This is a genomic window from Steroidobacter flavus (assembly GCF_042651805.1).
In the GTDB taxonomy this organism is placed as follows: Bacteria; Pseudomonadota; Gammaproteobacteria; order Steroidobacterales; family Steroidobacteraceae; genus Steroidobacter; species Steroidobacter flavus.
Window position 1 is genome coordinate 2,387,781 of sequence record NZ_JBHSDU010000003.1, and the last position, 19,282, is coordinate 2,407,062.

The following is a 19,282-nucleotide window of genomic DNA, read 5'->3' on the forward strand; positions in this document are numbered from 1 at the left end:
TGGTGCTTAGGTGCCCTGGCCGCCGCCGCAGCGCCGCTGCAAGGCGACCAATGTCACATCGGCGGCGACCGGCTCGGCCGCGGTCGCGCCCAGGAGCAACACACTGGAGGCACCATCGGCGGTCGTCATCGAAAAGCAGCGCGGGTCGCTCTGATGGCCGTTCACTTCGATCTGCTGCAAACGGCGACGAGCTTTGGTATCGGTAGGCGTGAGCTTGAGCGTCCACGCGTCGTCATTGCCGCTCATCTCCACATCGAAGGTCTTGCGCAGCGATGCGGCATCGCCCGACAGCATGGCCGAGAATCCCGATAACAATCCCCGCAGCTCCGGCGCATGTTTCAAAGCGAAGCTGCGCGGCTTCTCGCCTTCGCGTTCCACTTTGACGGATTCGCCGCGAATGGACGTATGTTCGCGATAGGGCGTGGTGACCCGTCGATCCAGGCTTTCCGGCCCGGAATACCCCAGGTCGCCCGACACGATGAGCGGCGCCCGCAGCAGCTTCGAGAAGCGCACTTCGGTGAATGAGACCGTGGCGGGGGCGGGCTTGGCGAGACGGCCGATCAGCGTATCGGCGCTTTGATCAGTCTGGCCGGCGCTCCACGCCGTCAGCGGCGCGAGCAACGCCAGAATTGTCAGAGCTAGGGGAGGAAGTCGAATTGAGGTGCCAGAAATCATAGAAGTTGAACCAATTGTACGGGGCGTTGCGGGTGTAATGGGCCAGCCGGTCCGCATACCGTTGAATGATGGCATTGAGACTCGTCTCGCGGTTGGAGCGTTCCACGCGCACCGTGTCGGCGAACGCTTCGAAGTGCAGGTCGTAACGATTGCCGCCGCGGTACAGGCCGAAGCACAGGACCACCGGCACTTTGAGCGCCGCCGCGAGTTGCCACGGCCCGGTCGGAAAGGGCGCGGGATCGCCGAGGAAGTTCACAATCGACATTTGATTGTCCGGCCGGGCGCGATCCACCAGCAGGGTGACCAGGGCGCCTTCGTCCAGGGCTTCCTTGATTGCCAGCGCGGTGACCGCACCGTCCTGGCGCGCATTGATGATGGAGCGCGCCAGCTCCGGGTTGAACGCGTGCAGGAAGTTGGTCAGCGCCGCGTTGTGTTCGATGTCCAGCACGACGCGCACTTTCACGTCCTTCCGGACTTCGCCTAGCACGCGCAAAGCATCGAAGCTGCCGAGGTGCGAGCCGAAGATCAGCACGCCTTGTTTCTTGGCCCATTGCGCCCGCAGGACGTCCAGGCCATGCACCCGGACATCGAAACGTTTGAAGCTTTCGGACAGCAGGAACAGACGGTCGAGGATGACCGAGGCGAAGTAATGGAACTGCTTGGCGACATCTTTCAGCGTGGGCTTGCGCCCCAGCACTCGCTGCAAATAGTCACGCGAAGCGCGTCGTTCCGGGGCTCGCTTCAGCAGAAAGAACGCCGTGATGGGGAAGAGCACCAGGCGCGCGGGCGCACGTCCGCACAGCCGGGCGAACAGGCTGATCAGTCGATATCCGAAGACGCCGCCGGCTTCGGGACGTTCGAGCCATTGCTGTTTCACGCCACGGGTCCGTGATCGTCCGCCGCGATTCGAAACAATCCCTGAGCGATTGCCGAGCCGTCGCGGCTGACGGTGAAGCGCAGCTCCCCGGCGTCCAGCTTCAATTGCAGATCCGCCGGCTCATCGGGCAGCAGCGGCGCAGTGAACTTGGCATTGGGTAGCGCCACCGCGCGCACCGGGCGCTGCAGCCAGCGTTCCGCTTCCTGCAGGACGCAATCGAGCAGCACCACGCCGGGCACGATCGGCTGGCCCGGAAAATGGCCGGGCAGCGACGGATGATTCGCGGCGATCCGCAGAACGGTGGCGTGGGCGAGGGGATTCATGGCCTTCAACGACGAGGGTCAGCGACGTTGCTGACCAGGCGCGGCATGGCCGCGAGTACCTTGAGAAAAAAATCCAGCATGTTGCGGTAGGGCTGCCGCGGGAAGCGGTGGCTGCGGTAAGCGTACTCAATCAGGAAGAAGGCCGCGACCAGCAAATATCCGATGAGGTTGGCGAACAGCGACCACCACTCCTCGGGCACCGTGACGGGCGGCGTGACCCCGCCGGCCAGCAGCATGCCGCCGGGCTCGGCGAGTAGGCCCAACACCAGATTGGTCGCCGACAGCGTCACGAAGAACGCTGTCCAGGCTTGCGTCAGCTTGCGCGCGTACTCCAGTACGGCCGGCTCGGGCTCGCCGATGCCGCCAGGGCCGGCCTCCATGATCCGGACCAGCTGTTCGATTAGCGGAACCTGCCCGGCGAGCAGTGTGCTGCCAAATACGCCCGCCATGAATCCTGGAACCAGCACCGGTGCGATATACAGCGGCAACGTGGCGTGTGTGGAACGCGATAACCACCACAGGCCCGCGACCACCGGCGGCAGCGCCAGCCAGGCCGCGACGCTGCGCCGGCCGAGGGCCGGCACCATGGGCAGGACGATCAATAGCCCCAATGCAATGGCAATCAGCGTCACGCTGTTGGAAATGACGCCGAAGTGAGCGACGAGCGGGTACGCGAGCACCAGCAAGGCCCGGCCAATAGCGGTAAACACTCGGGAGTCAACTGCCATTCGATGGGCGTCGTCGGTTTCGTTCAATCGAAGCAGTGTGAACTGCTGGCATCCTGGCGGCGTCGCGTGGTTTGATGGCGCCGAACATTCGCAGGCGCGAAGCATGCGCGTGTTGCCGAGCGCGGACAAGGCATCCACAATGGTGGGAATTTTATGTGCAAACGTCGAGCTTCGGGGGAGGATCGGTCGGCATGGCAGTGAAGATTGCTGTTCTGAAGGAAACACGTGCCAATGAGAAGCGCGTCGCCCTGGTTCCGGCGGTGGCCGACAAGCTGATCAAGCTCGGTGCCGAGATTCACCTGCAGGCCGGCGCCGGCGACGCCGTCAAGCTGCCGGATTCCGCATTCAAGAATGTGAGATTCAGCGCCGATCCGCTCGAGCTGGTGCGCGATGCCGATGTGGTGGCGAGCGTGCAGCCGCCCGATGCCAGCATCGTGAATGCGATGAAGCCGGGCGCCATCCTGATTTCATTCATTTATGCCCACAAGGAAGTCGAGCTGACCAAATTACTGCGCGATCGTCATATCACGACGTTTGCCATGGAGCTGGTGCCGCGTATCACGCGCGCTCAGGCCATGGATGCGCTGTCGAGTCAGGCGGCGCTTTCCGGGTATTACGCAGCGCTGCTCGGTGCCACTCATCTGGCGCGCATTCTGCCGATGATGACGACGGCCGTTGGCTCGATTCGCCCGGCCCGCACGTTGGTGATGGGCCTCGGTGTCGCAGGACTGCAAGCGCTGGCAACAGCGCGGCGTTTGGGCGCGATGACCGAAGGTTACGACGTGCGGCCTGAAACAAAAGAGCAGGCTGAATCGCTCGGCGCGAAGTTCGTCGATACCGGCGTCGATGCCCGCGGTGCAGGCGGTTACGCGCGCGAGCTGACGCCGGAAGAAAAAGAAAAGATTGCCAGTGTCGTCACCAAGCATATTCAACAAGCCGACATCATTATCACGACCGCGGCCATTCCGGGCCGGCCCTCGCCGAAGCTGATCAGCAAGGCGCAGGTCGATGGCATGAAGGCCGGCAGCGTGATTGTCGATCTGGCCGCGGAAGGTGGCGGCAACTGTGAATACACGCAGCCGGGCGAGACGATACAAGTGGGCCAGGTGACCATCGTCGCGCCGCTCAACGTGCCGAGCATGCTCGGCGAGCATGCGAGCGAGTTGTACGCGAAGAACCAACTCAACCTGATCGAGCTGTTCGTCAAGGAAGGCGGCATCCGGCTCGACTGGACCGACGAGGTGGTCGCCAAAACCGCGCTCACGCACGATGGCAAGATCGTCAACGAGGCCGCGCAGAAACTCATCGCATGACCGCGTCGTTGCGATCCGGGGGGCCGCGCGGCCCAAGCATTACATACTTATCCCATGACAGCACCCGGCGCCAGCCGGGCCGCTGTCCTGGCCAAGTATCAGCCATAAGTAACGAATGACTCCGAGGAAATAATGGACCTCGCTACCACGCTGACGGGCTTCGTCGCCCTGTACATCTTCATGCTCGCGGCTTTCACCGGCTACGAGATCATCGGTCGCGTGCCGGCCATTCTGCATACGCCGCTGATGTCCGGCTCGAACTTCGTGCACGGTATCGTCGTGGTCGGCGCGATGTATGCGCTGCTCAACGCCACTTCATTGGTCGAACAGCTCATTGGTTTCGCCGGCGTGCTGCTCGGCGCGGGTAACGCGGCCGGCGGTTACGTCGTGACCGAGCGCATGCTGGAAATGTTCAAGCCCAGCGACAAGAAGGCTTCCGGCGAGCAGAAGAAGGCATAAGCGCCCATGAACCTCACCCCGCAGTTCGTGATCGACGCCAGCTATTTCGCCGCGGCGTTTCTTTTCATCTATGGCTTGAAGCGCATGTCATCGCCGGTGACGGCGCGCTCGGGCATCGTGGTGGCCGGCGTCGGCATGCTGGTCGCGGTGCTCGCCAGCTTTCTTTATTACTTCGGCGTCAACGAGGCAGCGATTCCTCATCTGGGCGCAAACATCGGCTTCGCTGTAGCGGCGCTGGTGTTGGGGACCGGCTGGGCCTGGTGGAAAGGCAAGCGCGTCGCGATGACCGAGATGCCGCAGATGGTCGCGCTCTACAACGGCATGGGCGGCGGCGCAGCCGCGTGTATCGCGGCGGTCGAGTTGCTACGAACCAGTGCGGTTCATCAAACCATTCCGCTGTTACTGGCCGTCATCGGCGCGTTGATCGGTGCGATCTCGTTGTCCGGCTCCTTGATCGCCTGGGCCAAGCTCAACGGCACCATCAATGGCGTGTGGCGGATCAGTGGTCAGCAGATCCTCAACGGCATCGTGTTCCTGGCGACGCTGGGTGTGGGTGTCTACATCGTGTTCGTCGCGCATGGTCACGCCGATCCGAAGGTGGTCGCGGCGTTCTTCATCGGCGCGTTGATTTTCGGCGTGATGATGACGATGCCGATCGGCGGCGCGGACATGCCGGTCGTGATCTCGCTGTACAACGCCTTCACCGGCCTGGCGGTGGGCTTTGAAGGTTACGTGCTGCAGAACCCGGCGCTGATGATCGCCGGCATGGTGGTCGGCTCAGCCGGTACGTTGCTCACGCTGTTGATGGCGAAGGCGATGAACCGCAGCGTGTCGAATGTGATCTTCAGTAACTTCGGCGATGGCGGCGGCGAGCAACAGGGCGAGATCAAAGGCTCGCAGAAGCCCGCTGAAGCCGGCGACGCCGCGATCAACATGCGCTACGCGTCGAAGGTCATCATCGCGCCGGGCTACGGCCTGGCGGTCGCGCAAGCCCAGCACAAGTTATATGAATTCGTAAAGCTGCTGACGGATGCGGGGGTCGAAGTGAAGTTCGCGATTCATCCGGTCGCGGGCCGCATGCCGGGCCACATGAACGTGTTGCTCGCCGAAGCGGGCGTGCCGTACGACATGATCTACGATCTGGAAGACATCAACGCCGAGTTCAAAGAAGCGGACGTGGCGGTCGTCATCGGTGCGAACGATACGGTGAACCCGGCAGCGCGCACCAACAAATCGAGCCCGATCTATGGCATGCCGATCCTGAACGTGGATCAGGCCAAGCAGGTCTACGTCATCAAGCGCGGTCAGGGTAAGGGTTACTCGGGCGTGGAGAACGAGCTGTTCTTCGCCGACAACTGCAACCTGGTCTATGGCGACGCGCAGAAGGTGATGGTGGCGATGATCCAGGCGGTGAAGTCGCTCGAGGGTGGCCACTGACCTCCGGTTCCTACATAAACCTTCCTTAATTGCCCCTCCCCGGGAGGGGCGGTACCCTGCCATTTCCTTTCTCGCGGGCTCGGAGCCGTGGCTAGAGTACTCATCATCGAAGACGACCGCGTGACCGCTGATGAAATCTGCGCCGAATTGCAGCGATACGGGCTGGATACGGAGTGGGTCGGCGACGGTGCCACCGGGCTGGAGCGGGCGCGAGGGGGATTTTATGACGCGATCACTCTGGATCGCATGCTCCCCGGCCTGGACGGTTTGACTGTGGTCACCAAGCTTCGCGAGTACGGCGTGCAGACGCCGGTGCTGATGATCAGCGCCCTGTCCGATGCCGACGAGCGAGTGCGCGGCCTGCGGGCCGGCGGGGACGACTATCTCACCAAGCCGTTCAACCCCGACGAAATGGCCGCCCGCATCGAAGTGCTGCTGCGCCGGCACGCCAATGTGTCGCGACCCATGGCGCTGCGGGTCGGCGATCTGCAGCTCGATCTGATCGACCGCACGGCCAGGCGCGGCGAAGTATTGCTCGATCTACTGCCCACCGAATTCCGGCTGCTCGAATTCCTGATGCGTCATAGCGGTCGGGTGCTGACGCGCACGATGATCTTCGAGGCCGTCTGGGGCTATCATTTCGATCCCGGCACCAATGTGATCGAAGTTCACATCGGTCGGCTGCGGCGCAAGCTCGATCCGCCGGAGCGGGAGCCGCTCATTCACACGGTTCGCGGAGTAGGGTACGTGCTTGAAGCTCGGTGAGCTGTCACGCATCAGCACAGTTCGATTGCTGCCGGTCTACGGCGTTCTATTCGTGTTGTGGAGTGTGCTGCTGATCGGCTGGGTGCAGTACGACACCAAACGCTATCTCTCCAGCGTCGTCGACGAAATTCTCCGTCAGCGCGTTCATTACCTGAGTCACATCGACCGGGATCGTCTGCCCGAGGCGATGGCGCAAACCGACGCGCTCGATTTGCGCGGCGTGATGCTCTACGGATTGTTCGATCCTCAGGGCAACAAGATCACCGGCAACATCGAGAAAATTCCCGATGGCGTTTCGCTGGACGGCGTCGTGCACGCGGTGCCCGGCGGTATCCAGCGGATCGGCGCCAACGAGCCCGTGAATGCGCGCGGTCTCGCCAGGGAAGTCGAGGGTGGCGACGTGCTGATTCTGGCGCGTGCCACGAGCGTGCTGGATCAAGTCAACACCATCATCTTCCGCTCGCTGTTGTGGGGGCTCACGCTCACCATCATTCCCGGATTGATTGGCGGACTGTGGCTCGCGCGAGGCCCGTTACGGCGCATTCGGACGCTCGAGTCGGCCGCACAGCCCATCATGCGCGGCGACCTGCATCAGCGCCTGCCGGTATCGGGACGTCGCGATGAGCTCGATATGCTCGCCGGCATCGTCAATTCGATGCTGGAAGAAATCGAACGATTGATGAGCGAAGTCAAAGGCGTGTGCGACAGCATCGCGCATGACTTGCGCACGCCGCTGACCCGACTGCGCTCGCAATTGCATCGTATGCATCGCGAGGCGTCCGACAGTGCGCATGCCAGCGTCGTCGAACAGGCGATTCTCGATGTCGATTCGTTGTTGGATCGATTCCGCGCACTGTTACGAATCTCCGAGCTGGAAGACATGCATCGTCGCGCCGGCTTCACCGAAGTGCATCTGGCGAGCACGCTGGATCACGTGCGCGAGATCTACACACCGCTGGCCGAAGACAAGCACATCACGTTCTCTTTCGAGATCGCGCCCAGCGTTCCAACCGTACGCGGCGATCCGAATCTGCTCTTGGAGGCTGTTTCAAACATCGTCGACAACGCGATCAAGTTCACGCCCGCGGGCGGCAGCATACATTTGCGCCTGATGCCGGATGCCGATGTCGGCGCACGCATCGATGTGATCGATAGCGGGCCGGGCATTCAAAACTCGGAACGAGAGGCGGTCCTGCAGCGGTTTTACCGAGGCACGTGTAGTAACAAAGATGTCTCGGGCTGGGGCTTGGGCTTGTCGATCGTCGCGGCCATCGTCAAACTGCACGGGTTCAAGTTGCAGATCGTCGATAATCCGGCAGGTGGCGCCTGGCTCTCGCTTCTATGTGGGCCGGCGCGCACGGGCGCTACTTAAAAAAGCTTTCATCTGCTGGACGGTTTGGCGGGGGATGAGCGGACCCATAATGGTCCTTCGTAGGTTGCTCTCGCCCGCATGCTCGGTATTGTCAAAATCGCTCTGCGCCGCCCGTACACGTTCATCGTGCTGGCGCTACTCATCCTGATCTTCGGCGTGCTCTCGATCCTGCGCACGCCCACGGATATCTTTCCTAACATCCGCATTCCGGTCATCAGCGTGGTGTGGCAGTACACCGGTCTGCCGCCCGATGGCATGGCGGGTCGCATCACCACCAATTTCCAGCGCACGTTGACCACCATGGTCAACGATATCGAGCACATCGAAGCCAACTCGTACACCGGCTTCGGCGTCATCAAGGTTTTCTTCCAACCGAACGTCGATATCAACATGGCCAATGCGCAGGTGACGGCCGCCGCGCAGACGGTCTTGCGCCAGATGCCACAAGGCACGAATCCGCCAAACATCCTGAACTACAACGCTTCCACCGTCGGCATCCTGCAGCTGGCGCTGTCCGGCGAGGGCATGACGGAGCAGGAGCTCAGCGACTTAGGTATCAACTACGTCCGCACCTTTCTGATCACGGTGCCGGGCGCCTCGGTGCCGTATCCGTTCGGCGGCAAGAACCGGCAGATCCAGATCGATCTCGACCCCGCGGCTTTGCAGGCGCGCGGCTTGTCGGGCACGGACGTGGCCAATGCGCTGGCGGCGCAGAATCTGATCACGCCGGTGGGCACGCAGAAAATCGGCAGTTTCGAGTACGCCATCAATTTGAACAACAGCCCGTCGGCGATCGAGGACCTAGGCCGGTTGCCGATTCGTCTGGTCGGCGGCGCGATGGTTTATTTGCGAGATGTCGCCCACGTGCGTGACGGTAATTCGCCGCAGACCAATATCGTGCATGTCGCTGGCAATCGCTCGGTGCTGCTCACGGTGCTGAAGAGCGGTGCCGCTTCGACCCTGGCCGTGATCGAGGGCGTGAAGAAACGCGTCGAGGAAGTGAAGGATCAGCTGCCGGAATCGTTGCAGATCAAGCTCATCGGCGATCAATCCATCTTCGTTCGCAGCGCCATCACCGGCGTGGTTGCTGAAGGCGCCATCGCGGCACTGCTGACCAGTCTGATGATCCTGCTGTTCCTGGGCAGCTGGCGCTCCACCGTCATCATCGCCACCTCGATTCCGCTGGCCATCCTCGGCTCGATCTTTCTGCTGGCGCTGACCGGTCAGACACTCAACATCATGACCCTGGGCGGACTGGCGCTGGCGGTCGGCATCCTGGTCGACGATGCGACCGTCACCATCGAAAACATCAACTGGCATCTCGAGCACGGCAAGGATGTGCATACGTCCATCCTCGACGGCGCGGCACAGATTGTGACGCCCGCGTTCGTATCGTTGCTGTGTATTTGTATCGTGTTCGTGCCGATGTTCTTCCTCGAAGGCGTGGCGCGCTTCCTGTTCGTGCCCATGGCGCTGGCCGTGATCTACGCGATGGTGTGCTCGTTCATTCTGTCGCGCACGCTGGTGCCGACCATGGCGATGTATCTGCTGAAGCCGCACTCGCACGAGGATGCGAACGCGCCGACGTCGAACCCGCTGGTGAAATTCCAGCGCGGCTTCTCGGAGAGGTTCGAACGTTTCCGCGGCAGCTACAAAGAAATGCTGACCGTGGCGATGTCTCATCGGCGCGGCTTCGTCACGGCATTCATGGTGTTTGTGGTCGCGTCGTTCGCGCTCGTGCCGTTCCTGGGGCGCAATTTCTTTCCGTCGGTGGATGCCGGTCGCATCATGGTTCACTTCCGCGCGCAGCCCGGCACGCGTGTGGAGGAAACAGTGGCCGTTTCGGCGCGCATCCAGGATGTCATCCGGCAAGTGATTCCGGCGCGTGAGTTGGCCCTGGTGGTGGACAACATCGGCATGCCGTTTTCCAGCATCAACATGACTTACAACAACACGGGCACCATCGGTACGGCGGACGGGGATATCCAGATCACGCTGGAGGAAGATCACAAGCCGACCGCGGATTACGTGCGCAAACTGCGTGAGGAGCTGCCGAAACGATTCCCCGGCACCACGTTCGCCTTCACGCCGGCCGACATCGTCAGCCAGATCCTGAACTTCGGCACGCCATCGCCCATCGATCTGCAGATCCGCGGCAACAACTTCGCGGCGAATTTCGCTTACGCCGAAGCTTTGCTCGCCGACATCAAACGGATTCCGGGCATCGCCGATGCGCGTATTCAGCAAGCTCGTGGCTTGCCCACGTTCAGTGTCGATGTCGATCGCACGCGTGCTCAGTACGCCGGTCTCACCGAGCGCGATGTCACCAACAGCATGGTGGTGAATCTCGCCGGCTCAGTGCAGGTCGCGCCGACCTTCTGGCTGAACCCGAAGACCAACATCCAGTACCCCATCGTGCTGCAGACTCCGCAGTACAAGATGGATGAGTTGAACTCGCTGGAAACATTGCCGATCACCGGCACGAACTCCACTTCGGCGCATCTGCTCGGCGGCATCGCGGACATCACCCGCACTACGTCGAGCGGAGTGGTCTCTCAATACAACATTCAACCCATCGTGCAGATTTACGGCACCACGCAGGGCACCGATCTCGGCGCGGTGGCTACGCAGATCCGAAAGATATTGGATGTGCACGCCAAGGATCTGCCGAAGGGCTCGTCAGTGGCGCTGCTCGGCCAGGTGCGCACCATGGAGAGCTCGTTCTCGGGACTGATGTGGGGTCTGATCGGCGCCGTCGTGCTGATTTATCTGCTGATCGTCGTGAACTTCCAATCGTGGAGCGATCCGCTGGTGATCATCAGCGCGCTGCCGGCGGCGCTGGCCGGCATCATCTGGATGCTGTTCACGACATTCACGACGTTGTCGGTACCTGCGTTGACGGGCGCGATCATGTGTATGGGCGTGGCCACCGCGAACAGCGTGCTGGTCATCAGCTTCGCGCGTGAGCGGCTGGAAGAATTGGCCGATCCCATCGCCGCCGCTATCGATGCCGGCTTCGTGCGTTTCCGTCCCGTGCTGATGACGGCCCTGGCGATGATCATCGGCATGGCGCCGATGGCGCTGGGTCTGGGCGATGGTGGTGAGCAGAATGCGCCGCTCGGTCGCGCCGTGATCGGCGGATTGATCTTCGCCACCGTCGCCACGCTCATTTTCGTTCCTGTCGTTTTCAGCATCGTGCACCGTAATTACGTCCGCAAGCCCGCGGAGCATCCGCTGCTGGCCGGAGAGCCTCATGCCGCCCACTGAGTCACATCGCGGGTTACGCCGCGCCGGCATCGTTATCGCCGTCATTGCCGTTGTCATCGTCGTTTCCGGTATCGGGATCCGCGTCAGCGATCATCGCCAGATGACCGAGTGGACCGAAGAACAAGCCATTCCCACCGTCGCGGTGGTCGCGCCAACTCAAGGTGAAGCCGACGCACGAATCGAGATGCCTGGCCGATTGGAAGCGTTCGCACGAGCGCCGCTGAATGCGCGGGTGTCGGGCTACTTGAAGACCTGGAAGGCCGATATCGGTACGCCGGTGAAGACCGGTCAGCTGATCGCGGAAATCGAAGCGCCGGATATCGAGCAGCAGTTGTTGCAAGCGGAAGCGGATCTCGCCAGCGCCGAAGCGAATGCCGCGCTCGCGGCGAGCACCGCCAAGCGCTGGCAATCGATGCTCGGTCGCGACTCCGTTTCCAAACAGGAAGTGGAGGAGAAGGCGGGCGATCTGGCGGCCAAAGAAGCGTTGGCCAAAGCCGCGCGAGCCAACGTCGAGCGTTTGCGAACGATGCGAGGCTTCACTCGTATCGTGGCGCCATTCGATGGTGTGGTCACCGCGCGCAATACAGATATCGGTGAGCTCATTACTGCCGGCGGCGGCACGGGCCGGGAGTTGTTTGTTGTTTCTGATACGCGCAAGTTGCGTGTGTATGTGAATGTGCCGCAGTCGTATGTGAGCCGCCTCAATACGGAAGCGAAGGCGCTGATCACCGTGCCCGAGCATCCTGGGAAAGAATATTCGGCGGCGGTCGCCGCGTCGGCCGGCGCTGTGAACGTTGCGACTGGCACGACACTGCTGCAGCTCACGGTCGATAACAAAGCGGGCGAGCTGTTGCCCGGCGGTTATGCCAGTGTCAGCTTCGAGCTGCTGGGCGGGGCGAAAGCGCTGCGCGTGCCGGCCAGTGCCTTGATCTTCGATCAATCGGGGCTACGGGTGGCCACGGTCGACTCGGAAAGTCGCGTCGTCATGAAGCCCATCACCATCGCTCGCGATCATGGCTCTTTCATCGAGGTCGGCGGCGGCATTGAAGCGTCCGATCGCGTTATTTCCACGCCGCCGGACGGATTGATGGCTGGCAGTGCTGTGCGCGTGCTCGAACCGACTGCGAAGGAAGCGAATGCGGGCTGAACTGTCGATAGTCGCGGCGCTCGCGCTGGCTGGCTGCTCGTTCGCGCCCAAGCTCGAGCTGCCTGCCGTTCCCGTTGCTGAATCTTACAAAGAGCCGGCGCCGTGGACGCAGGCCGCGCCGGCGGATCGACTGCCTCGTGATGCGTGGTGGCTGCTGTACGGCGACGAAGATCTGAACCGTCTGCAAACGCAGCTCGTTCAGAACAGTCCCGATCTGCAAGCGGCCCTGGCGCGCTATCAACAAGCGAAGGCCTATGCGGATCAGCTGCGTTCCGGTTTGTTTCCTTCCTTTGGCGTGCGGGCCGATGGCGCTCGAGTGCGGCAATCCGAGACGCGTCCGCCGGCGGGTGGGGCGACGCCTCGCTACTACAACTCGTATGCGACCAGTGTCGAGGCGACGTATGAAGTCGATCTCTGGGGGCGCGTGCGCAATGACGTGAATGCCGGAAGGTTCGAAGCGAGCGCCGCTGCCGCTGACCTGGAGTCCGCGCGCCTCAGTCTTCAGGCGCAACTGGCTGACTATTACATCGCGCTCTACGGCCTGGATCGCGAGGCGGCGCTGCTCGCAGATACGGTGACTGCCTACGATCGCGCGGTGTCGCTCACCAAGGAGCGGCATGATGCGGGCATCGTTTCGGGACTGGACGTGGCGCGAGCTCAAACTCAGCTCGACACCGCGCGTTCGCAGGTTGCGCAGAATCAGGCACAGCGCGCGACGCTCGAGCATGCGATTGCGGTGCTTGTAGGAGAGTCACCGTCGCAATTCTCCCTGGAGCCTCGCTCCGCGCCCTTGCAGTTGCCACAGATCCCCAGCGACGTACCGACCAACCTCTTGCAGCGCCGGCCGGACATCGCCGCCGCTCAACGTCGCACCGCTGCCGCCAATGCCAGCGTCGGCGTCGCCCGCGCCGCTTATTTCCCATCGATCACGCTGAATGGCGCTTACGGCTTCGAGAGCAATCGCTCGAGCGAGTGGCTGACCGCGCCCAATGCGGCCTGGTCCGTCGGGCCCTCCATCCTGCTCGAACTGTTCGATTTCGGCGGCCGCCGGGCGCGCGTCGAGCAGGCGAAAGCCGTCCTGGATGAGGCCGGCGCGAGCTATCGAGGGGTCGTGTTAGGGGCTTTTCAGGAAGTCGAAGACAACCTGGCCCTGCTTTATCACTACGGAAACGCCGCAGAGTCCGAGCGCTCGGCCGTCACTTCGGCACAACAGTCGCTGGACTTCGCCATGAACCGCTACCGGGAGGGTGCGGTCAGCTACCTGGAAGTGGTTCAGTCGCAGACCACCGCGTTAACTACGCAGCGTGAGGCATTGGACTTGGAAACCAGACAGTTACGGGCCAGTGTGGCGCTGATTCGCGCGCTCGGCGGGGGTTGGGAGGGCTGAAAAAGCCCGGCACGTTGAATCTTTACACGAGGGTCGCGTATCTTAGGATGTAGTGCCCTTGCTGTGTCTGAGTCGTGCAATCACAACTGTACAACTTGACCCAAGAGATCCTGAGGACCGATGTCTCAGGAATGCCCCTGGAGTGGATTGACTACCGGGACGCGGTACGGCTGTACCATACGGAACAGGTGGCATACACCTGTGGTACGAGGCTTTACCGGCTGTTCGGTGGGACCAACGCGCGCTCCGGGTTGCAGACTGTGGTGGAAGTGAATTCCATCATCGCCACGGTCGGTCACACTCACAATCCAGGCAACCTGCGGCACGACTACACGCCGCCGCTGAACAACCAGACCTTGTTCAAGCGCGACGCGCACTTGTGCATGTACTGCGGGCAGCGCTTCCCGACCAGCATGCTGTCGCGGGATCACATCCGGCCGCTCAGCCAGGGCGGACTGGATCTGTGGACCAATGTGGTGACGGCTTGCCGTCGTTGTAACAACCAGAAGGCGTCGCTCACGCCTGAACAGGCCGGCCTGCAATTGATCGCCGTGCCGTTCAAGCCGACTTACGCCGAATACATTTACTTGAAAGGCCGCCGGGTGCTGGCGGACCAGATGGAATATCTGCTGGCGCATTTCCCGCGCTCGAGTCCGTTGCACGCCCGTCTAAAATTGCAGTGTTGAATTCTGAGTTCGTCGTCCAGCAGCCGGTGTATCTGATCGATGCATCGGTGTTCGTGTTCCGTGCCTGGCATTCCGTCCCCATCGAGGTAGTCGACCCCGACGGCAACGCCGTCAATGCACTCCACGGATTCAGTCGTTTCCTCGGCGATTTGATCGAGCAGGTGCGCCCCCAGCACATGGCGGTCGCGTTCGACGCCAGCCTGGTCACGTCGTATCGCAAGCGGATCTATCCGGCCTACAAGGCCAATCGCGAGCCCGCACCCGAGGATTTGAAGCGTCAGTTCCTGCAGTGCCAGCGGGTGTGCGCGGGCCTCGGCATCGCTTCATTCGTGAGCGGCGAATACGAGGCCGACGACGTCATCGGCACGCTCGCCGCTCGCGCCCGAGCCGAAGGTCGCAAGGTCGTGATCGTCACGCGCGACAAGGATCTTTCCCAGCTGGTGCGCCCCGGCGATGAATATTGGGATTACATCAGCGACAAACGTTTCGGCTACGACCGGATCGCTGATCGGTTCGGCGTGCAGCCTGAACGGATGGCGTGCTTCCTGGCGTTGATGGGAGATGCGGTCGACAACATTCCCGGCGTCCCCGGCGTCGGTCGCAAGACCGCGTCCACGTTGTTCTATCACTTCGAGTCGTTGACGCATTTGTATAACGACCTGGACCGCGTGCTGAAGATCAAGCTGCGCAATGCCGGCTTCGTGTGCGGCCAGTTGCGTGACTATCGCGAGTCCGCGTTTCTTGCCCGGCAGCTCACCGAAATAGCCTGCGATATGCCGCTCGATGTGGAGCTGGATCAGCTGCGTCGCCGGCCGCCGGACCTGGGCGAGCTCAACAAGCTCTACGACACGGTCGGCTTCGGCCGCCTGCTCCGCAATCAAGCCGAGCGCATCGTCGCGCTCAGCTAGCGCATTTCGCGTGCGTCGGGCACGCGATTGACGGCGCAAAGTCCCACCAGATCGCCCGTTCGAGCCGACCTCCCGATCGCATCCTGGCGACCCCTGCTTCAGGAGTTGCCATGCGAATCGTCGTCCTTGTCTTCGTAGCCGTGCTGTCGACGGACGTCTTCGGCGCGCAGACCGCCATTTACCGCTGCGCTGATGAGAGTGGGCCGGTTTACTCGGATCAGCCGTGCTCGACGAGCGCCGAACCCCACGAAGTCGATGACAGTCGCGTGACCGTCTACACGCCGGTCCCGGCGGCGAAGGGTGCATCAACAACGGCCGCGACCAAACCGGCAAAGGCCAGGCGCGCCAAAGCCGTGCGACTTCCAGATCCCGCCAGGCACGAAGCCGCCTGCGCCAGGCTCGAGCAGGCATTGCGTGACGTGCGTACCAAGATGCGTACCGGCTACGGTGCCAAGGAGGGCGAACGCTTGAAGGTGCGCCGTCGCCAGCTCGACGAGCGTCGACGGATTGAGAAATGCGGCTGATGAAACTTCCGCCGCTTGTGAGGTAGTACCAGCAGCGCATGCTGTGAGCGCATAATGTCGTCGTACGGAGTCAGCCACACCTCAGCAAGTAATAAGCAACGGCAAAGTCAGGGGGTCGTCATGGTTGCGTTTACTACTACACACATGGGATTGAAACGGATTGCGGCCGGTCTGCTCGCGGCGGTCTGGTTGCTGGCCGCGCCGCTGGCGGCGCAGGCGCAGGACGACAAAGCGGTCGACGACCTGATGAATCAGGCGAACAAGGCCATGCAGAAGGGTCAGCCGCGCGATGCGGAGAACCTGCTGCGCAAGGCGATCGAAGCGGCACCCACTCGCTCGGACCTGTACGCGTTGCGCGCTCGCGCCCGCGACTCTTCGGGCAAGTTCGACGCCGCGCTCGAAGACGCCAACAAGTACATCGAGCTGGAGCCGAAGGACGCCTACGGTTACTTGACCCGCTCGCGCATCTACGTGTCGCTGGACAAGCCGGAGATGGCGCTGGCCGATGCCAGCAAGGCCATCGAGCTGGAGCCCAACGAGCCGGATGGCTACTACCGCCGCTCGGACATCTATCGCGAGATGAACAAGGACAACGAAGCCAAGGCGGATGAGAAAAAGGCCGAGGAGCTGGAGAAGCGGTGACCCGAAGGTTGCGCGACCGAAGGAGCGCAGCTGGGGATATCCCGCGGGAGATCGGAAAGCGAGTTGTAAGTGCGGGCCATGTCTATGACATGGCGCCGCCCGGCAAGAGTAGGTTCAGCGGGGCGCGTTGGCCACGCGGAACACCGGATACAGGTTGTAACGCTCGTCCCATGACGAGTGGCGTCGATAGAAGAAGTCCAGCCGGGCATTCGGGTCGGCAGCGAACTTCGGATCTTCCAGACGGCGCTCGAATTCACGGCGCAGCGCCGGGTCCTTCTTCAGCATCTCTTCGGCCACCGCCTCGGCCACGTACGCTTCCATATATTCCTTGCGCTCGAACGCCGTGGCGAAGTAACCCCAGCTCACCAGCGAATCCGGATCGCGGGGCTCGAGCAAGGTCATCGCCAGTTCCGACTTGGCTTGCGCGATCGGCACGAACAGCGCGCCCGCAGCCACATCCTGCTTCTCTTTGGCCCAGTCGCCCTCGACTGAGAAGCTGCTACGGCCTTCGAAGGTCGAGCTGTCCGTCGCCGCCTTGGTGGCGCGGAATACTTCGACTTCCGCTCCCGTCTGTGCCTGAGCGATCGTACGAAACTCGATGCCGTGGACAGTCAGCTTCTCAGCGACCATACGTGCATGACTCGGCGGCACCAGATAGCCGCCACGCGGCGCGGCCACAGTAATCGCCGGCTGAACTTCATCGCGCAACGGCAGGCGCCAGATCTGCGGACGCTTATCGTTGTAGCGAGTCAGCAGCGCGCCCGACACCGCCGAAGGCACGCGCTCATATTCGTACCCGCGAAAGTCGATCGTCTTGATGTGCGGCGTATTGGTGTACGTGATGTTCACGGTGGAGCCACCGATACCCGCCGACTCCTTGTCGGCCGCTTGTGCCGCTGCCAGCCATTGCTTGCCGTCGCGCGCCGCCATTTCCATCAAGGAAATAATGGTGTGATGAGTGATGCGCACGCGGGTGGGATAGTCCTTCCACGAGTGCGTTTCCACCAGGATGCCCAGACGGTTCCGGCTCGCCCAATACGCTTGTGAGAACCGCTTCGGGCCGACGGCCACGGCGAAGCCTGTCGTAGGATCGTCGTCCTTGAGGAACGATGGATAGAAGTCGACCGGCAGTGAGCCCTTCGCGGTGGCGCGCTTCATCAACTCATCGCGAACCGCTACGCCGACCTGACGGATGGGCTCGCGCCCGGCCAACGTCGGCGAGACGCTGTAAGAGATGTCGTGTTCGAACTTCGCGCCGTCGGTGACGTGCAGGTCGACATAGAGGATCGGATCCCATTCGCCCAACAGACGCAGCATCGCTTGCATCTCGGGCGCCTCGGCCTTGACGTAGTCGCGATTCAAGTTGAGGTTCTGCGAGGTCACGCGCCAGCCCATTTCTTCCGGGCCGACCTGGTTCGGCCGATTCCAACGGCCGAAGCGCTCGTGGCCGTCGACGTTGAAGACCGGCACGAACACCAGGGTCGCGGTCTTCAAAGCATCTTTGGCCAGCGAGCCTTCGAGCATCTGGCGCAAGGCGAGGAAGCCCGCGTCCTTGCCGTCGATTTCGCCGGCGTGAATCCCGCCTTGCATGAGCACGACCGGCCGACCGGCACGATGCGCGGCGGTGGCGTCGAGCGTGCCATCGGCGGAAGCGGCCAATGCCAGCATGGGGCGCCCTTCGGGCGTGCGGCCGAATTCGAAACAGCGCACCTGCTGCGGCCACTGTTGCTGGAACGCCGGGCACAGGCGTTCAACTTCCTCGTACCGGCCGGTGCGCTTGTTGCCGGACTGCTCGGCGACGGTACGCAGGGAATTGGCGCTAGGCGCGGCAACCGTTACCTGCCCTAGCGAGCAGAGGGCAATGAGCGCTGCGAGTAAACCAGTCTTGTGACGAATCATTGATGACTTCCTGTACGGGCAGGCGCGCAAGATTACTGTATTGGTAGGTCTGAATCTGTCTCGTTTCCGGCGCCAGTAGCGCTAAAATTACGCGCCGGTGGCCATTTGGACTGCCGGCAGGAGACGGCGTTGAAACTGAGCAGATCGAACGGGAATGCGGCAACGACGCTGCATGAAGTGGGCTGTGTGTTGTTACAGCCGGACGAGCTGGCGGCGGAGTGCCACGTGCAGCTCGCGGATCTGGGCAAGCTGGCGCCCAGCTGGAATCAGTTGCCTCGCGACGCATATCTGCGCGACGGCGGTCGCTACCGGTCGCGGCGTCACAGTTGTTTTATTCAAGAGCGCGGCAACGGGCTGCAGCTCGTTCCCCATCGCGCGCACTGGCAGCCCACTGAATACAACGCGCTCCACGGCGGCATGGAACGTTGGTTCGATCCCATGACCCCCGAGGTGCTGCAAGCGCCCGTGTGGAATCAGCTCATCAACGGGCTCGCCGAGTTGTTTGCACGCGCGCGGCCCGTGCCGCGTTGGTATATCGAGGCGCATCAGTTTCGTATTGATACCGCCGAAGGCATCGGCCGGCCGACACCTGAAGGTGCGCATCGCGATGGCGTCGATTACGTCGCCGTGATTTTGGTGAATCGCTTCAATGTGCGCGGCGGTGAAACGCGCGTGTTCGAGGCTGAAGGCACTTCCGGCGTGCGCTTCACCATGAGCGCGCCGTGGTCGGCGCTGTTGCTGGACGACGCGAAGGTGATTCACGAGACCACGCCCATCCAGAACGATGGCCCGGGCGGCGTGCGGGACACCTTGGTGATCACGTTCCGCGAGCGCGGGTTCCAGGCGCCGGGTGCTTGAGTACAATGACGCGTC

At 62.3% G+C, this 19,282-nt stretch carries 18 protein-coding genes; 13 read left to right on the plus strand and 5 right to left on the minus strand.

Going from position 1 to position 19,282, the window contains the following annotated elements; all coding sequences use genetic code 11:
* Nucleotides 1–6 precede the first annotated feature (6 nt).
* Genes ACFPN2_RS15990 through ACFPN2_RS16005 form a run of 4 tightly spaced genes read right to left on the minus strand, consistent with a single transcriptional unit; the run spans nt 7 to nt 2,732 of the window.
* Entirely contained in the window at nt 7–621 is a 615-nt protein-coding gene (locus tag ACFPN2_RS15990; protein WP_380598199.1) for a LolA-related protein, read from the minus strand.
* On the minus strand, nt 581–1,552 hold the full coding sequence (locus tag ACFPN2_RS15995; RefSeq protein ID WP_380598201.1) for an LpxL/LpxP family acyltransferase: 972 nt from the start codon (nt 1,550–1,552) through the stop codon (nt 581–583). The genes ACFPN2_RS15990 and ACFPN2_RS15995 overlap by 41 nt, the downstream gene beginning before the upstream one ends.
* Nucleotides 1,549–1,875, minus strand: coding sequence for an ApeI family dehydratase (locus ACFPN2_RS16000; RefSeq protein WP_380598203.1), 327 nt, complete (start codon nt 1,873–1,875; stop codon nt 1,549–1,551). The genes ACFPN2_RS15995 and ACFPN2_RS16000 overlap by 4 nt, the downstream gene beginning before the upstream one ends.
* A gap of 5 nt (nt 1,876–1,880) precedes the next feature.
* Nucleotides 1,881–2,732 (minus strand): COG4648 family protein, encoded by an 852-nt coding sequence (locus tag ACFPN2_RS16005; protein ID WP_380598205.1) that lies wholly within the window; start codon nt 2,730–2,732, stop codon nt 1,881–1,883.
* A gap of 62 nt (nt 2,733–2,794) precedes the next feature.
* Here ACFPN2_RS16005 and ACFPN2_RS16010 point away from each other — a divergent pair, with 62 nt between their 5' ends.
* The 12 genes from ACFPN2_RS16010 to ACFPN2_RS16065 all read left to right on the plus strand — a co-directional run bounded on the left by ACFPN2_RS16010 (nt 2,795) and on the right by ACFPN2_RS16065 (nt 16,510).
* Nucleotides 2,795–3,916 carry an NAD(P) transhydrogenase subunit alpha gene (locus ACFPN2_RS16010; RefSeq protein ID WP_380598207.1) on the plus strand — a complete coding sequence of 374 codons (1,122 nt, stop codon included), beginning with the start codon at nt 2,795–2,797 and terminating at the stop codon, nt 3,914–3,916.
* Nucleotides 3,917–4,048: 132 nt separating this feature from the next.
* Complete coding sequence (locus tag ACFPN2_RS16015; RefSeq protein WP_380598209.1) at nt 4,049–4,375, plus strand: NAD(P) transhydrogenase subunit alpha part 2; 327 nt, start codon at nt 4,049–4,051, stop codon at nt 4,373–4,375.
* A gap of 6 nt (nt 4,376–4,381) precedes the next feature.
* Complete coding sequence (locus ACFPN2_RS16020) at nt 4,382–5,812, plus strand: NAD(P)(+) transhydrogenase (Re/Si-specific) subunit beta (RefSeq protein ID WP_380598211.1); 1,431 nt, start codon at nt 4,382–4,384, stop codon at nt 5,810–5,812.
* An 87-nt stretch (nt 5,813–5,899) separates the two neighbouring features.
* Nucleotides 5,900–6,577 carry a response regulator transcription factor gene (locus ACFPN2_RS16025; RefSeq protein WP_380598213.1) on the plus strand — a complete coding sequence of 226 codons (678 nt, stop codon included), beginning with the start codon at nt 5,900–5,902 and terminating at the stop codon, nt 6,575–6,577.
* On the plus strand, nt 6,564–7,949 hold the full coding sequence (locus ACFPN2_RS16030; RefSeq protein WP_380598215.1) for a sensor histidine kinase: 1,386 nt from the start codon (nt 6,564–6,566) through the stop codon (nt 7,947–7,949). The genes ACFPN2_RS16025 and ACFPN2_RS16030 overlap by 14 nt, the downstream gene beginning before the upstream one ends.
* 78 nt (nt 7,950–8,027) lie before the next feature.
* Nucleotides 8,028–11,216 (plus strand): efflux RND transporter permease subunit, encoded by a 3,189-nt coding sequence (locus ACFPN2_RS16035; protein ID WP_380598217.1) that lies wholly within the window; start codon nt 8,028–8,030, stop codon nt 11,214–11,216.
* Entirely contained in the window at nt 11,203–12,363 is a 1,161-nt protein-coding gene (locus ACFPN2_RS16040) for an efflux RND transporter periplasmic adaptor subunit (protein ID WP_380598219.1), read from the plus strand. The genes ACFPN2_RS16035 and ACFPN2_RS16040 overlap by 14 nt, the downstream gene beginning before the upstream one ends.
* A complete protein-coding gene (locus tag ACFPN2_RS16045) occupies nt 12,353–13,750 on the plus strand; it encodes an efflux transporter outer membrane subunit (protein ID WP_380598221.1) in 1,398 nt (465 codons plus the stop codon). Before ACFPN2_RS16040 ends, ACFPN2_RS16045 begins: the two co-directional genes overlap by 11 nt.
* 131 nt (nt 13,751–13,881) lie before the next feature.
* Nucleotides 13,882–14,436, plus strand: coding sequence for an HNH endonuclease (locus tag ACFPN2_RS16050; protein WP_380600149.1), 555 nt, complete (start codon nt 13,882–13,884; stop codon nt 14,434–14,436).
* Nucleotides 14,430–15,344, plus strand: coding sequence for a 5'-3' exonuclease (locus ACFPN2_RS16055; RefSeq protein ID WP_380598223.1), 915 nt, complete (start codon nt 14,430–14,432; stop codon nt 15,342–15,344). The genes ACFPN2_RS16050 and ACFPN2_RS16055 overlap by 7 nt, the downstream gene beginning before the upstream one ends.
* A gap of 110 nt (nt 15,345–15,454) precedes the next feature.
* Nucleotides 15,455–15,868, plus strand: coding sequence for a hypothetical protein (locus ACFPN2_RS16060; RefSeq protein ID WP_380598225.1), 414 nt, complete (start codon nt 15,455–15,457; stop codon nt 15,866–15,868).
* Between the two features lie 120 nt (nt 15,869–15,988).
* Nucleotides 15,989–16,510: a tetratricopeptide repeat protein gene (locus ACFPN2_RS16065; protein ID WP_380598227.1), complete on the plus strand. Its 522-nt coding sequence runs from the start codon at nt 15,989–15,991 to the stop codon at nt 16,508–16,510.
* A gap of 114 nt (nt 16,511–16,624) precedes the next feature.
* Here the strand turns inward: ACFPN2_RS16065 and ACFPN2_RS16070 are convergent, their stop codons facing one another.
* Nucleotides 16,625–18,409 (minus strand): M14 family metallopeptidase, encoded by a 1,785-nt coding sequence (locus ACFPN2_RS16070; protein ID WP_380598229.1) that lies wholly within the window; start codon nt 18,407–18,409, stop codon nt 16,625–16,627.
* 129 nt (nt 18,410–18,538) lie between these two features.
* Between ACFPN2_RS16070 and ACFPN2_RS16075 the strand changes: the two genes are divergently transcribed.
* Complete coding sequence (locus ACFPN2_RS16075) at nt 18,539–19,267, plus strand: 2OG-Fe dioxygenase family protein (protein ID WP_380598231.1); 729 nt, start codon at nt 18,539–18,541, stop codon at nt 19,265–19,267.
* Nucleotides 19,268–19,282: the final 15 nt, after the last annotated feature.